Origin of the sequence: Photobacterium sp. 2_MG-2023 (genome assembly GCF_030547675.1) — a bacterium.
In the GTDB taxonomy this organism is placed as follows: Bacteria; Pseudomonadota; Gammaproteobacteria; order Enterobacterales; family Vibrionaceae; genus Photobacterium; species Photobacterium arenosum.
The window spans coordinates 1-14881 of record NZ_JAUOQQ010000011.1; the positions used below are offsets into that span (position 1 = coordinate 1).

A 14881-nucleotide genomic window follows, 5' to 3' on the forward strand; every position below is an offset into this window, starting at 1 on the left:
AGCCAGCCATTGTATTTGAAGAAATGACTTTGGCTACTTGATATTGGAGAGTGTCGCACTTCGAAGTTGAATTCGGGACGAGGGGAAAATTCAGGACGAATTTTCAAGTTGTCGGCGCCGGGAGCGCCAACAACCGCCCCGACCAACACCAAAGAAACCAAAGCATTTCTGGTTACGCTTTGTGCCAGCAAAGAGTAACTGGCGCGCGTTGTACACAGTTAAGAAAAACACCGAACTCAAGCGCGACAAACTAACAACCCCGCTGAAATTGCACTGTTACCTGTGTTCGCTGTGGTCATTGTTGTAGTCATTACGGCCCGATAGCATTTTCTTTAACGAAAGTGATCCTCACCCCAGGGGAAAATTCAGGACGAATTTTCAGGTTGTCGGCGCCGGGAGCGCCTACAACCGCCCCGGCCAACACCAGAGAACCCAAAGGCATTTCTGGTTACGCTTTGTGCCAGCAAAGAGTAACTGGCGCGCGTCGTACACAGTTGAGAAAAGCACTGAACTTAAGCGCGACAAACCAACAAACCAACTGAAATTGAACTCGTTGCTGCGCTCATTTCTCATCGACATGGGAATGACAGACCAAGCATATTTATCTAAGCGAAAGAAATCCCCAACCCCAGGGGAAAATTCAGGACGAATTTTCAGGTTGTCGGCGCAGGGAGCGCCTACAACCGCCCCGGCCAACACCAGAGAACCCAAAGGCATTTCTGGTTACGCTTTGTGCCAGCAAAGAGTAACTGGCGCGCGTACTACACAGTTGAGAGAAGCGCTGAACTCAAGTGCGACAAACCAATACCACTTTTGAAATGGCACTCGGTATCCGGATTTCCACCGTCGTGGTAATAACGGACCAAGCATATTTATCTAAGCGAAAGTGATCCTCAACCCCAAAGAAAAACTCAGAACAAGCCTCAACCCGCCGGCACGGGCGGTGCTTTCAGATCTAACGTTTCTAACGGGTTAGGGCAATACTGCCGGGTCTTCTCCATCACCTGTTTTTGCAAGGCTTTATCAGCCTCGATCTCAGGGTACTGTTTCCTGAGATCTTCCATGCACGTCTGCGTGGCTTCCATCATCTTAGTGAGCTCGTCTTTGGAATTCATCAGGCTGGAAAGGTCATTACCTTTATCTGCTTTCACCGCCTGTAAGGCTTTTTCAAGTTCGGCATAGGGCTGGGCGAGGCAGCCGCAGACATCTTTTGCGGCCTGGTCCAGATCATCGGCCTGAACAGGAAAAGCCGTCAGGGAGGCGATAAACAAGGGGGCTATCAGGAATTTCATCTCTACCTCCTGGCATGTCCATAAAAAAAGAAAAAGTTTGGTGCTATGCATCAGTTACAGTGTCAGAAAAGTAAATAGCCTGACTTCAACGAGTTGCTCAAGGATCCTGTACCCATTACATACTGAGGCGTAATACTTCGAATCGCAAAAAAATCGTAGTGTTATTTTTGAGACGCTGCTCAAAATTTCACCTCCCTATACTCAAGAGGAAAGCACTTGTGACGATGTATTAGATACGTCTAATGAAGGCGTACGGATAACATAAAGCGTGTAGTTTAGGGGGCTGTATGAAGAGCGCACATCGGTGTCGCGGTGTCGGGTTGTCTGTCGTGGTTGTGGCAGTCACTTTACCATCACTTGCATGGGCAGACAGCGATAAATTCAGCTTTGTCAGTTCGGTATCTGATGAGGTGATCGACTCTTTATCGTCAATGGCCAGCGACGTCAGAGTAGATAAACGCAGCAAGAAAGAATCCCTTCACCCAGCCGCCAGTCTCAATACTTCATCTTTTGCTTTATATCCCGGTGATGTCAGTACACGAACAAGCAGTGTCAGGGAAGATAACCGTCTTCGCACATTCAGTTCTTCATACTTTGGCAGTGATTACGCCAATTCATCCTATTTCGAAAATTCGCAGAGCGGTTTGGGCACCTATATGCGAGTCGATCGCTCGCAGCCGCAGCTTCATTTCAAATCGTCGCCGGTTGATCGCACCGTGCCTGTTAATGATGGTTACTCATTGACCATGGGCGGTGACTATCTGCTGAATAATAATTACCTGTTTGGTTTAGCGCTGGGTATGCCGTCGTACCGAACATCCGGTACTGAAAATGAAAGCAGCAGTGGCGTTGAAGGCTTAGTGGCATCTGGCTATTTCAGCTATTTTGAGAACGAGTGGTTTCTCGATTTTTCCGCCAGCTATGCACTGATAGACAAAGACATGAAACGTCAGGTCAATATGTATACCGATCCTGTGGTCAGCAGCATGGATGATGCCGATTCTGACGTGTGGGTATTTACTCTGGGCGGCGGCTATGTGGTTGACTATCCCTATGCGACCATTGCATTAGAAAGTTCGGTGCAGTACACCTTGTCCGATCAGGACAGGTACAACGAAAGGTTGTCGAAAGGCAATTCAAACTATGTGATTTCACAGGTTGATGATGTCAATAACCTGGAAGGGACCACCTTTATTACTGGTGCATCGATTTCAAAACCCTTCCGAACCAGCTTAGGGCTGTTCCAGCCTTATGTGAAAAGCTATCTGCATTATGACTATCAGTTCGATTCAGAGCGTATTATCAGCCAGTTTAAATCTGCCTATAGCAGCAGTAATTTGCCTGTGATTACTCAGTCGGACGATCAATTTTACGGTCGGTTTCACGCCGGTGTGTCTGGTGCATTTAATGACAAATGGATAGGCTACGCTGAAGCGAGTACGCTGGTTGGGTTAAATGATATGAACCCCACTTTATACAGCATGGGCGTGATTATCCCGTTTAAATAAACTGGGATCTTCAGCTTCGCTGAAAACTGTTTCATCCTCCGGGTATTCTTGTCACCTGCAGGCTATCGCATTGATAGTCGTATCGGTTTCGCGCTACCAACTTTCAGGCAGATGGGTGCTCAGGTAATCGAGAAACAGACTGAGTTTACGGGATCGCTTACTTTTCTCCGCCGATACCAATGCTACGATATTGGCTTTAGGTAACTGATAGTCAGTCAGCACCGGGGCCAGCAGACCGGCATCAATTTCCTTCCTGACATCCCATTCAGAACGCTGAATGATTCCGTAGCCATCCAGAGCCCATTGCTTGGCGACCTGACCGACATTGCAGGATAACTTGGGTTCGATCCGAATACTGATAGTTTGCTTCGACGGAAGATTGAATTTCCACATGGTGACATCTTCGTCATTTTCTTTCAGTGCAATACACGAATGATGGTGAAGGTCTTCCGGTGTTTCCAGCGGTGGTGCGGAAGCCAGGTAACCGGGCGACGCGAGAAGAAAGCGTTTGTTCTCAACCAGGTGAATACATCGCAGCGATGAATCTTTTAACCGCCCGATATAGATCATGACATCCGGCTTGATAGGGTGCGACCAGCTCGGTTTGTCGGTGAGCGTTAAATCAATAATCAGATTGGGGTATTGATTCTGAAACCTGGCGATGAGTGGCGCAATGTGGGTTGTGCCAAATCCCAGCGGGGCAAGGACATTCAGTCTGCCTTCGATCATTGACTGGTTCGACAGGAGATCATTTTGAAGTGCTTCGAGTGCCAGCAGTATCTCTCTGCCTTCTCGGGCAAGCTTTTTTCCTTCCTGCGTCAGCTTGGTGGTTCTCAGATTTCTGTCTACCAAAGTGACGGACATTTTCCGCTCTAATCCCTGTAGACGCTGGGTGACACTGGGTGGTGTCACATTGAGTTTTCTGGCGGCAGCCGCCAGAGAGGGACTGTCTGCAATCACACTGAAAAATTCAATATCCTGAGAATTTATCATTAATCTCTATCTTAATATGGCAATAAATAATGATTAATTTAACTTAATATGCAACCTTGTTACAACTATGTCCGCTCCTTCTAACTGATTAAGAGTGGAATAATTACAATGACTCGTCTTGACGCAACAATTGCTTCATTGGCTAGTGAAGCGAAGCCCCTGGCTCCAAGCTTTGGTTTGGAGTTTACCAACAAGCAACTCGCTACTTTAGTATCAGAGCAGTTCGACGAACTGTATTCGACATTGGTCCGGCATAAGTTACTCATTTTTCGCAAGCAGGACACATCGTCTCAGCAGCTGATGCAGATTGCGGAGCAGCTCGGTAACGTGCAACGCTATCCATTTTCGAGCGGCATTGAAGGCTTCCCGGAAATTGTCGAAATCCGTAAAGAGCCGGATCAGAAAAATGTGTTCAGTGGTGTGTGGCATATCGACTCCACTTATCTGGAATCTCCGCCCGATTTCACTCTGCTGGCGGCTAAACAGACACCGGAAGTTGGCGGAGATACGGTATTTTCAGATTCTCAGAAAGCGTTTGCCGCTTTGTCGGAAGGGATGCAGAAATTTCTGCTGTCGGAAAAAGCGGAATTCATTTCAAATAAAATTCAGGAAGCCGGTAATAAAGCCCCGCATCTGGTGAATTTTACAGATATCGCAATGGCTAATACCTTCTTTAGTGCCTCACATTTTGCTGCCAAGCGACATGAAGAATCAGGGATCCCTGGGATCTACGTGAACGCTGAGCACACCAGCCGCTTTACGTCTATGTCAGCAGAAGAGAGTGCGCCTATCCTGGAATATCTCTTTAGCCATATTACCCGTGATGAGTTCACGGCCAGAGTGCGGTGGGAAAACGATACGATTGTATTGTGGGATAACCGTGGCCTTCAGCACCATGCCGTAAACGACTATTACGGCCAGTTGCGTGTGATGCACCGTATTATTGTCCGTTCGGCAATGCGTTAAACAACATACATTTACAGCGCCCGACAATTTGTTGCAGCGCTGTACATGTGGTTGATGAATGAAGTAGTTGAAAAAAGAAAGGAAAGAATATGTTGGAATCCATAACCTTTGTTCCCTCAGACAGTGTATTAATCATGCTGTTCTGTGCGGCATTTATTGCCGGTATTGTCGATGCTATTGCTGGTGGTGGCGGTTTAATTACGGTTCCGAGTCTCTTGCTGGCAGGTGTGCCGCCGCTGACGGCTCTCGGTACTAACCGCTTACAGGCCGTTATTGGTGAACTGACGTCTTTTGTGACCTATTTGTGGCACAGAGAAGTGAACCTCTCCGGCCTGTTGCTTGGCATGATAGCGACGGCAATAGGAGCAACGGCGGGTTCTTTTGCCGTCAGCTTGTTCCCGGCTGATATTCTGAGGGCGCTGCTGCCCATACTGATGGTGGCTATCACTGTTTATTCCATTTTGTCTAAACGTCTGAAAAATGTCGTTGCTGAACAGGCGAAGGTGTCTTCCCGAACTTTCATGCTGTCTATGGGGCTGATCATTGGTTTCTATAATGGTTTCTTCGGGCCGGGTACAGGTGCGATCTGGATGATCGCGTTTGCAATCTTGCTGGGATACACGATCAAACAGGCCAGTATTGCCACTAAACCATTAAACCTGATGGGTAATCTGGTTTCGCTGATTTTCTTTATCTCAATCAGCAGCGTGAATTATCAGATCGGACTGGTCATGGGCGGCGCTCAGGTGCTGGGGGCTGTGCTGGGCAGCAAAGTGGTGATTCGCAATGGCGACAGAGTCGTGCGGCCGATATTCATCACGGTCACTTTATTGATGACGGTTAAACTGATTTACGAAACAGGTACAGGGCCAGTGCTTGCTTTCGTTACCGGACACTGAGCGTCTAACGGCAATATGTCCTGAAAAAAACGGACCGTCATAGTTAATGACGGTCCGTTTTTCTTGCTTTACGGTCTGATGGCTAAGTCAGCAGCCAACAGCCAACAGCCAACAGTCGGTAATCAGTAATCAGCGTAAAGCTCTGGCCCGGTAAGAGCGGCTTTTGATTTTATCGCTGGTGATTTTAGCGAGCGCTTTTTTCATGACTTTTCTGTCAACGGCAACATAAGCACGAAAATCGGTAATGTGAATTTTTCCGACTTGCGTACCTTCAATACCGTTATTGCTTGTGAGTGCGCCCAGAATGTCACCAGGACGCAGTTTTTGCTTCTTGCCGCCATCAATCTGGATAGTGACCATGGCAGGTGCCGCAGGTGTATTGTTCAGTAATGTCGTTGGCGGCAAGGGATCGCTGGTGATCTCGCGCTCGAAATGATCAGCAAGCAACGCCATTTTGTAGCCATCTTTTTCGCCATAGAAGGTATACGCGTTACCCTGGCTGCCGGCACGGCCTGTTCGGCCGATACGGTGAATATACACTTCGGTATCGTGGGCCATGTGGTAGTTAAAGACAGCGTCCAGGGCATCGATATCTAGTCCGCGGGCGGCAACGTCTGTAGCAACCAAAATACAGGCACTTTTGTTGGCAAATTGCAGCAGCGTCTGATCTCTGTCTCTTTGTTCCAGATCGCCGTGCAGCGCTAACACGCTGAAGCCTGAATCGGCCAGCTCATCTGCGACTTGCTGTGTTTCGCGCTTGGTATTACAGAACACCACGGCACTTTCCGGTTGTTTATCCAGCAGCAGCAGACGCAGCGCCTGCATGCGTTCTTTGTTGTCTTCCAGACGGAAAAAGGACTGGGCAATGGTGCTTTTTTCATGCGTCGAGGCGACTTTCACCATCACAGGTTTGTGAAGGATTTGTTCCGCGACAGACTGGATCTGTTTGGGAAACGTTGCACTGAACAGCAGGGTTTGTCGCTGTTGCGGGGCCTGTTCAATGATGGCATCCAGTGCGGGCTGGAAACCCATTTCCAGCATGCGATCGGCTTCATCAAGCACCAGCATATTCAGATTGCTTAAGCTTAAACGGCCGCGATCTAAGTGATCGAGCACGCGGCCAGGCGTGCCGACGATAATATGGGCACCGTGTTCAAGAGAGCCGATTTGACGGCCCATAGGCACACCGCCGCACAATGTCAGCACCTTGATATTATGAATACCACGAGCCAGAGTACGGATGTCCTGCGCGACCTGATCGGCCAGTTCGCGGGTAGGGCACAGCACCAGCGACTGCACTCGAAAACGTTTTACATCCAGTTTGTTCAGCAGACCTAATCCAAAAGCGGCGGTCTTACCTGAACCGGTTTTACCCTGGCCGATAACATCGCTACCGTTCAGAATTGACGGCAGGCTTTGTGCCTGAATCGGCGTCATAGAAGTAAAACCTATAGTGGCGAGGTTTTCCAACAGTTCAGGCTTCAATGACAGTGCTGAAAAAAGCAGCGGGTTATCGTTCGACGGAGTCGAAGCAATGTCGGCATGGCTCAAGGTATGTGTCCTGTAATAGGTGGTTAATATGACTAACCACGAAGAAATAGGGGGTTAGCACGATCTGCCATTAAAGTTAGCTGTGTTCATGATAAACGCCGAACCGTGCTTATAGGCATAATGGCCGCTATTGTACCAACCCAGACTGTGCTTCGCCTTAACTATTCGTTCTGGTACTGATTTGTTACACACTGGCTTTGTGTGGTTTACCCTGCCGTAACATCAGGGGCGGGGAATGCTGCGGTAAAGCTGATTAAATTGCCGGTTTTTGGTGAAATACAGTTCTATTTCGGCCAGAAGGCCAGGGTTGGCTTTATAGTCGAACTCTTCCTGGAAGTTGATAGTTGGCGTTAATTTCATATACAGCCAGTTTTTATGCAGCCGTCGTTGCCAGCTGAAAGCAAGCCAGGCGTTTTCAACCGCGAGATCAGGCCGGCTGTTGGCACTTACGCCTATGGTGTAAGTGAACAGATTACGGTTGCTGACTCTGTCATAAATCTCTGCAAGGTTAACGAATTGCCAGTTATTGTCATCATCGAGAAATTGTGCGCTGGTGCCGGCTCTGAGAATGGTCAGCTCTGTGGGATCGACAGTGTAATAGAAGTCAGCAGAAGTGACGCTGCCGGGGCCTCGGCTGTGGAAATAAAAAAACTCCTGCTGCAGTAAGGCTGTCCAGCCTTCGCCCAGTTTGTCTACGCGCCGGAAATGTGCCCGGGTAAAAGGATCTAACGGTAAACGCAGTTTCAGACCGATATCAAAATCGGCATACCACTCGCCAATCTGACGGCTTTCAAGCCGCACGCCGCCAATGGCCCCCCGATTGCCGGTTCGGGTTGTTTCCACCAGTCCCCGCTCTTTGTCTTCGAGACTTTCGAAGTCTTCAGGATCCGTTTCAAAGATCAGTTTCCAGTTTTTTTCGGTGTGGGGAAGATCCATCCGCAGCGATATGCTTGAATCAAATTCAAAGTATTCCCTGTGCGAGTAGTTAGGCTGAATGCGAATCCGCAGGTAGCTTTCATTGATCATAGGCTCTTCATCGTCTTCCAGACTGAGGAAGTGGTCAATATTTGAGCTCATATCGATAATGGTTTCTGACAGCGATGTTTGAGTTTCTTCCAGCCAGCCTGAAAAAATAATGTCTTCCGGACCGTCTTCAGGAAGCAGCCGGGGATCTGTCTCTGGCGGGTCATCTGCCAGGCATACCACAGGCAATGCAAGCCAGATGGCAGGTATCAGTAGGGTGCTGAAAAGTAGCAGACATCTCATGTAAGCCCTCGAAACCGAATGCTAACAAATTGAAACTCAAGCCAATTGAGTATAGCTATCAGGGATAGGGTGTAGCCATTTAATATTGAGAATAAAAAATTCGAAGGTGATCTAAGTTTTGTAAGCAACAAATGAAATTAACAAGTGGGCGCGTAATCAGGATGCGCGGAAAACGCTTTTGCCGCGGTGAGTTATCGCAAATAGGAATGATTTACGAATATTTTGCCCTTCAATCGGCAACTTTATTGTCACAGAACTGGGCTACACTAATCTGGATTAGAAAATCTATACATGCCTGTATGGGTTATTGTGGTGAGGTGTAAGATGGATATGTCAGATTTTGATGGAATCAAACGTGATATCTCACTAAAAGTAGAACATATTTTCGAAGTCTACGAAAAAGAACATTATTGCATGCCGACAATGGAAGAATTTCGGACCATGTTTAATGAACATATTGATCAGTATGTCGGGCCTGATGATTCGCTGAAAGGCGCCGGGTTGAACATGTCATCTGATACCAAGCAACGACGTGAGCAGAAGGTATGGCGAGTGGTGAATGAGCTGGAAGCAGAACAGCGATTTTTGCGTTCTGACTGACGTTTTCACCGGAGTAGAAAACATGACCAGTAATAAGGCTGGTCATGTTTTTTTATAAGCTATCTGTCTGAGTCGCCTGCTAAAAGTGCCAATGCTGTATTTGAAGCAGGGGGTTTGCCCAATTGCTTGCAAATGAACTCACCCGCCTGAGCCAGCTTCATGAGATCGACCCCCGTCGATATTCCGGATTGCTCACAAAGGTAAACCACATCTTCGGTGGCTACATTACCGCTTGCGCCCGGAGCATAAGGGCAACCACCGAGACCGGCGACACTGGCATCCACAGTGCCGATCCCCATCAAAAGCGCCTGATAAATATTCGCCAGTGCCTGTCCCCAGGTGTTATGACAATGCACCGCCAGTGCATCGGCAGGGATATGGGAGAGGCAGGTGTCCAGCATACGTGCAAAGCGCAGCGGCGTGGCTTTGCCGACCGTATCACCCAGTGACACTTCATAACAGCCCATCTGGTACAGCAGTCTGGCGACATTGGCAACTTGCTCAGGCGTTGTCTGCCCGTCGTAAGGGCAATCGGTGACGCAGGACAGATAACCACGTACACGAAGTTGATGCTCTCTGGCTCTCAGTAACACAGGCTCGAACCGAACCAGGCTCTGGGCAATACTGCAGTTGATATTCTTCTGGCTGAAGCCTTCAGACGCTGAAGCAAAAATGGCAATTTCGTCAGCGCCGGCAGCAATGGCGAGATCAACACCTCTGGCATTGGGGGTCAGGGCTGAATAAACAATTCCCGGCGCTCTGTGAATGCGCTGGAACACCTCGCTTGAGTCGGCCATCTGTGGCACCCATTTCGGTGAGACGAAAGAGCCGGACTCAATGTGCGTCAGCCCAGTTGCTGACAGCATATCAATTAGCTGAATTTTATCGCTGAGGTTGACATTGGCTTCATTCTGAAGGCCGTCTCGCGGGCCGACCTCGACGATTTTTACCCGGCTCGGCAGATCGCTGGTGGCAGGAAAAAAAACTGTCATTATTTACACACTCTGGTTTCAATCGGCTGAATCGGTGGCCGGGCTGAGCTGAACCAGCTCCTGGCCATGCTGTACCTGATCACCTGTGCTCGCCAATACGGACAACACCTGGCCTTGATGGGGGGCGCGCACTGTGTATTCCATCTTCATGGCTTCAATCACAATCAGTCCCTGATCTTTGTTTACCTTGTCTCCCGGCTGGCACAGCACGTCAACCACTATGCCATTTAACGGCGCCGTCGGACTGTCTTTAGCGCCGGACTCATGCGGGCCAAAGGTCGGCCGAAGCTGATAAGCGTACTGTTCCTGTCCGGTGAAGGTCAATACAGTCTGTGCAGCACTATCGAATACCAGACGGACATGTTCGCGTCTCCCTTCGACCTCAAGCGTGACGTCCGTGACATGCTGAACGGATCTTGTCGACAGCAAGCGCAGGGACAGCGGGGATAACACCAGTTCTTCACTGTCAGTATGCTGCGTTCGGGCCACTGAACAGTGGGTAAGTAATACATGATGGTGATCGTCTTTGTCTGTGACGAAGCTGAAAGTGTTGGCCGCCATTTCTGTATCATATAGAGTGATCAGCTGTTGTGCTGCTTGGTTCAGCCGCCAGCCGGACTGGTGGTCGGTATCGTTCTGAATCACGCACAGACTGGCGGCACTGAGCACCAGATTTCGGGGTAACTGATATTCAGCGCCGTCCGGTGTTTGTACATTGATAAGGCTGGCAGCCGCTGCCTGCAGGGAATCCTGATAATGCTCGATGAAATGTGTGGTCAGTTGGCCCTGAGTGAAAGAAGGGTGGGCCAGAATCCGCTGCAGATACTGGATATTGGTGGCAACACCGCCAATCTGGTACTGAGACAAGACAAACTGTAACTGATGGATAGCAGAAGCCCTGTCTTCACCCCAGGCAATGACTTTCGCCAGCATAGGGTCGTAATAAGTAGTGACAGTGTCACCTTGCGCGATGCCACTGTCGATACGTGAGCGGATCGCTTGCGCTTTACCGACAGAAAACGCGCCTGATTCCGGCTCGCTGAGAAAGTGAACCAGACCTGAGGCCGGCAGAAAGTCTTGCTGCGTGTCTTCAGCATACAGCCTGGCTTCCACGGCATGCCCCTGATGACGGATCTCAGACTGGGTAAGCGGCAAAGGCCTGCCTTCGGCTACCCGGATCTGCCATTGCACCAAATCCTGCCCTGTGATCATCTCAGTAACCGGGTGCTCAACTTGTAATCGGGTGTTCATTTCCATGAAGAAATAGGTTTGCTGTCGGGCGTCATACAGAAATTCGACAGTACCGGCTCCGACATAGTCGATGGCTTGTGCGGCCTGAACCGCCGCTTCGCCCATATGCTGGCGCAGTGAGTCGCTGAGGCCGGGTGCTGGGGCTTCCTCAATAATTTTCTGGTGGCGTCGCTGGACAGAGCAGTCACGATCTGAGAGATAAACACAGTGGCCGTGCTGATCGGCAAAAACCTGGACTTCGATATGACGGGGCTCGGTCAGGTATTTTTCTAACAGTAATCTGTCATCGCCAAAAGCGGATTTTGCCTCCCGTTTCGCTGACAGCACGGCCTCGGCGAGATCGCTCTGCTGGCGCACGATTTTCATCCCTTTACCACCACCGCCCAGCGCCGGTTTGAGGATGACAGGAAAACCTATGCGTGCTGCCTCGGTGGTTAAATTTTCAAGGCTGTCGTCATCGCCATGGTATCCGGGTAACAGGGGGACGCCAGCCGTTTCCATGATGGCTTTAGCATCTGATTTTGAGCTCATGGCCGCCATAGCATCCGGGCATGGCCCGACAAAGATAATGCCATGCTGCTGGCAGGCCTTGGCAAACGCCACATTTTCCGAGAGAAAGCCGTAGCCCGGATGAACAGCGTCAGCCTGGGTGGCTGAAGCGGCTTTGATCAGTTTATCAATGGCGAGATAGGAATCCAGCGCAGGGGATGGGCCGAGATATATCGCCTCGTCCGCCATATTGACATGTTTGGCATGGCGATCGGCATCAGAATATACCGCGATAGTGGTTATCCCCATTAACTTGGCGGAGTGAATTACCCGACAGGCAATTTCTCCCCGATTGGCAATCAGCAAGCGACGAATGGGGGTCTGCGCACTGTCCATTTCGCTTACAGCAGTGTGCTGGGCGTGTAGAGCCGGATGCTCGGAAACGGGGTGCAGCAAATCGCCTGGTTTACTCATTGTGCTCTCCTTGCCCTGAGGTGTTGTGTTTCACCCAGGCTGGGCGACGTTTATCAAAAAAAGCGTTCAGTCCTTCCTGTCCCTGAGAGGAAACGCGAATATCGGCGATCATTTCGCTGGTTTGTCGGATAAGGGCTGCATCAATTGGCTGCTGTTCGCAAAGCTTGCACAGGGTTTTGACCTGAGTCATCGCCGCCGGACTGTTCGCCAGCAAGCGGTTGAGGGTCAGTTGCAGCAGGTTTTCCAAGGTTCCAGAGCCGGTAGAGTTATCCGTGTCTGCGCCACTGTCATTGGCACTGACATTACGACTGACCTCATGAAGTATGCCAAGCTGATGCGCCATGTCAGCATTCATGGTTTCAGCGGTCAGCATCAGCCGTCTGGCATGCCGTTGTCCTATGGTGCGGCAGACATAGGGACCAATGGTTGCCGGGATGAGTCCGAGTTTTACTTCGCTGAGGGAAAAGCGCGCATCCTGACTGCCCAGGGCAATGTCGCAACAGCAGATCAGGCCCAGAGCGCCGCCAAACGCCGAACCCTGCACCAGGGCAATGGTCGGATGGGGGAAGGTATCCAGTTCATTCATCAAAAAGGCCAGTGCCTGCGCGTCGTTCAGATTGTCATGGCGTTTTTTCCGGGCCATGGCTTTCATCCAGCGCAAATCAGCACCGGCCGAGAAATGTTTTCCCGCTGCGCGCAACACCAGCACGGAGACCTCTGAATGACTCGCCAATTGCTGAAGATAATGCCGGATTGCCGCAATCAGCTGGTCATCAAAGGCGTTTGCTTTATCCGGGCGATTCAGTGTGAGTGTGGCAATCCCCTGACGGCTGATAGTACAGAGCACAGGGTCACTGGCTGTCGCATGGAGAATTTCTGCGGTATCGCTGTATTGAAATACCGGGGTAATTTTAGAGGTCATGATCCATCCTCACAGTCGTCGGCTGTTACATTCGGAATATGCCAAATTGTGTGCTTTCAACAGGCGCATTGGCTGCCGCTTGCAATGCCATACCGAGTACATCCCGGGTTTGCGCGGGATCGATAATGCCGTCATCCCACAGGCGTGCACTGGCAAAATACGGTGATCCTTCTTTTTCATACCGTGCTTTAATCGGGGCTTTGAAGGCTTCTTCCTCTTCAGCCGACCATGTCTCGCCATGACGCTGTTTGCTGTCCCGCGTGACCTGAGCCAGTACACCGGCTGCCTGATCACCGCCCATCACGGATATCCGGGCGTTTGGCCACATCCAAATCATAGTGGGATCATAAGCACGGCCGCACATGCCATAGTTACCTGCGCCGTATGACCCTCCGATGATGACAGTGAATTTCGGCACATTGGCACAGGCAACCGCCATCACCATTTTGGCACCATGCTTGGCGATTCCCTCCGCTTCATATTTTTTTCCGACCATAAATCCAGTGATGTTTTGCAGGAATAACAAAGGGATGTTGCGCTGGCTACAAAGCTGAATGAAGTGCGCCCCTTTTTGCGCGGATTCAGAAAACAGAATGCCGTTGTTGGCAACAATGCCGATGGGGTATCCGTGTAATCGTGCAAAACCGCAGACCAGTGTTTCGCCGTACAGGGCTTTGAATTCATCAAAATCGGACCCATCAACCAGTCGGGCGATGACTTCTCGGACATCAATTTGTTTGCGCAGATCTGTGCCGACAATGCCGTAGAGTTCGCTGGCAGGATATCGGGGAGGCAGAACAGAGGTTGGTTGCTCAGCCACTGACGCAGGGTGGTGACAACTGGCGACAGCCTGTCTGGCTAATGCCAGAGCGTGGCGCTCATCATCGGCGTAATAATCAGCAACGCCGGATGTTTTACAGTGAACATCGGCCCCACCCAGTTCTTCCGCGCTGACATCTTCACCGGTGGCTGCTTTTACCAATGGCGGACCTGCCAGAAAAATGGTGCCCTGATTTTTTACCATAATGGCGACATCGGCCATGGCAGGCACATAGGCACCGCCTGCGGTACATAAGCCAAGGACGATGGCAATCTGGGGGATTCCTTTGGCCGACATTCTGGCCTGATTGAAGAAGATCCGCCCGAAGTGATCTTTGTCCGGAAAGACTTCAGCCTGATGGGGAAGATTAGCGCCGCCCGAATCCACAAGATACAGGCAGGGCAAGTGGCAGCGTTCGGCAATTTCCTGTGCCCGTAAATGCTTTTTCACGGTAATCGGGTAATAGGTGCCCCCTTTAACGCTCGGGTCGTTGGCGATGATCATCACATCAGCGCCGGACACGCGACCAATACCAGCGACAACGCCCGCGCAGGGTATGGCCTCATCATAGACTTCCCAGGCCGCAAACTGGCCGATTTCAAGAAAGGGGCTGCCTGAATCCAGCAAACTGTCGATACGTTCTCTGACAGGGAGTTTGCCTTTTTTGCGTTGCCTGGCCTGCGCGTTCTGGCCGCCGCCCTGCAACTGAAGGGCAAGGCGCGTGTGAAGATCATCGACCAGCTCAGCCATGGCTTGCTGGTTGTTCTGGAACTGTGAGTCATGTGTCTGGATATGACTGTCTATGATTGCCATGTTGCCGTGTCCCTGTTAACTGTCTTATGGTGACTGTGTTCTGGC

General features: G+C 50.4%; 12 protein-coding genes. 4 read left to right on the forward strand and 8 right to left on the reverse strand.

From position 1 onward, the window contains the following. Positions 1 to 923: 923 nt before the first annotated feature. A complete protein-coding gene (locus Q4491_RS10520; protein ID WP_303457338.1) occupies positions 924 to 1292 on the reverse strand; it encodes a hypothetical protein in 369 nt (122 codons plus the stop codon). A 287-nt stretch (positions 1293 to 1579) separates the two neighbouring features. On the opposite strand from Q4491_RS10520, the gene Q4491_RS10525 reads away from it, so the two are divergent. Next, positions 1580 to 2800: an autotransporter outer membrane beta-barrel domain-containing protein gene (locus tag Q4491_RS10525; protein ID WP_303457340.1), complete on the forward strand. Its 1221-nt coding sequence runs from the start codon at positions 1580 to 1582 to the stop codon at positions 2798 to 2800. A 93-nt stretch (positions 2801 to 2893) separates the two neighbouring features. Here Q4491_RS10525 and Q4491_RS10530 read toward each other — a convergent pair whose 3' ends face one another. After that, positions 2894 to 3793: a LysR family transcriptional regulator gene (locus tag Q4491_RS10530; protein ID WP_303457342.1), complete on the reverse strand. Its 900-nt coding sequence runs from the start codon at positions 3791 to 3793 to the stop codon at positions 2894 to 2896. A 108-nt stretch (positions 3794 to 3901) separates the two neighbouring features. Between Q4491_RS10530 and Q4491_RS10535 the strand changes: the two genes are divergently transcribed. Both Q4491_RS10535 and Q4491_RS10540 read left to right on the forward strand, forming a co-directional pair. After that, the gene (locus tag Q4491_RS10535) at positions 3902 to 4759 is read left to right on the forward strand and encodes a TauD/TfdA family dioxygenase (RefSeq protein ID WP_192013615.1); all 858 of its coding nucleotides are present in this window, start codon (positions 3902 to 3904) and stop codon (positions 4757 to 4759) included. Between the two features lie 89 nt (positions 4760 to 4848). Beyond that, the gene (locus Q4491_RS10540) at positions 4849 to 5658 is read left to right on the forward strand and encodes a TSUP family transporter (protein WP_303457350.1); all 810 of its coding nucleotides are present in this window, start codon (positions 4849 to 4851) and stop codon (positions 5656 to 5658) included. Between the two features lie 129 nt (positions 5659 to 5787). Here Q4491_RS10540 and dbpA read toward each other — a convergent pair whose 3' ends face one another. Further along, positions 5788 to 7164, reverse strand: coding sequence for an ATP-dependent RNA helicase DbpA (gene dbpA, locus Q4491_RS10545; protein WP_303457556.1), 1377 nt, complete (start codon positions 7162 to 7164; stop codon positions 5788 to 5790). 267 nt (positions 7165 to 7431) lie between these two features. Then, positions 7432 to 8475, reverse strand: coding sequence for a hypothetical protein (locus Q4491_RS10550; RefSeq protein WP_303457352.1), 1044 nt, complete (start codon positions 8473 to 8475; stop codon positions 7432 to 7434). Between the two features lie 324 nt (positions 8476 to 8799). Here Q4491_RS10550 and Q4491_RS10555 point away from each other — a divergent pair, with 324 nt between their 5' ends. Continuing rightward, positions 8800 to 9075, forward strand: coding sequence for a hypothetical protein (locus Q4491_RS10555; protein ID WP_218385818.1), 276 nt, complete (start codon positions 8800 to 8802; stop codon positions 9073 to 9075). Positions 9076 to 9134: 59 nt separating this feature from the next. Here the strand turns inward: Q4491_RS10555 and Q4491_RS10560 are convergent, their stop codons facing one another. From Q4491_RS10560 to Q4491_RS10575, 4 genes are read right to left on the reverse strand one after another with little or no spacing between them, the layout of a single operon-like run. Next, the gene (locus Q4491_RS10560; RefSeq protein WP_303457355.1) at positions 9135 to 10067 is read right to left on the reverse strand and encodes a hydroxymethylglutaryl-CoA lyase; all 933 of its coding nucleotides are present in this window, start codon (positions 10065 to 10067) and stop codon (positions 9135 to 9137) included. 18 nt (positions 10068 to 10085) lie between these two features. After that, a complete protein-coding gene (locus Q4491_RS10565) occupies positions 10086 to 12281 on the reverse strand; it encodes a biotin carboxylase N-terminal domain-containing protein (RefSeq protein WP_330872791.1) in 2196 nt (731 codons plus the stop codon). Next, positions 12274 to 13203 carry an enoyl-CoA hydratase-related protein gene (locus Q4491_RS10570; protein ID WP_303457357.1) on the reverse strand — a complete coding sequence of 310 codons (930 nt, stop codon included), beginning with the start codon at positions 13201 to 13203 and terminating at the stop codon, positions 12274 to 12276. The genes Q4491_RS10565 and Q4491_RS10570 overlap by 8 nt, the downstream gene beginning before the upstream one ends. Positions 13204 to 13228: 25 nt before the next feature. Beyond that, entirely contained in the window at positions 13229 to 14836 is a 1608-nt protein-coding gene (locus Q4491_RS10575; protein WP_303457359.1) for a carboxyl transferase domain-containing protein, read from the reverse strand. Between the last annotated feature and the right edge of the window lie 45 nt (positions 14837 to 14881).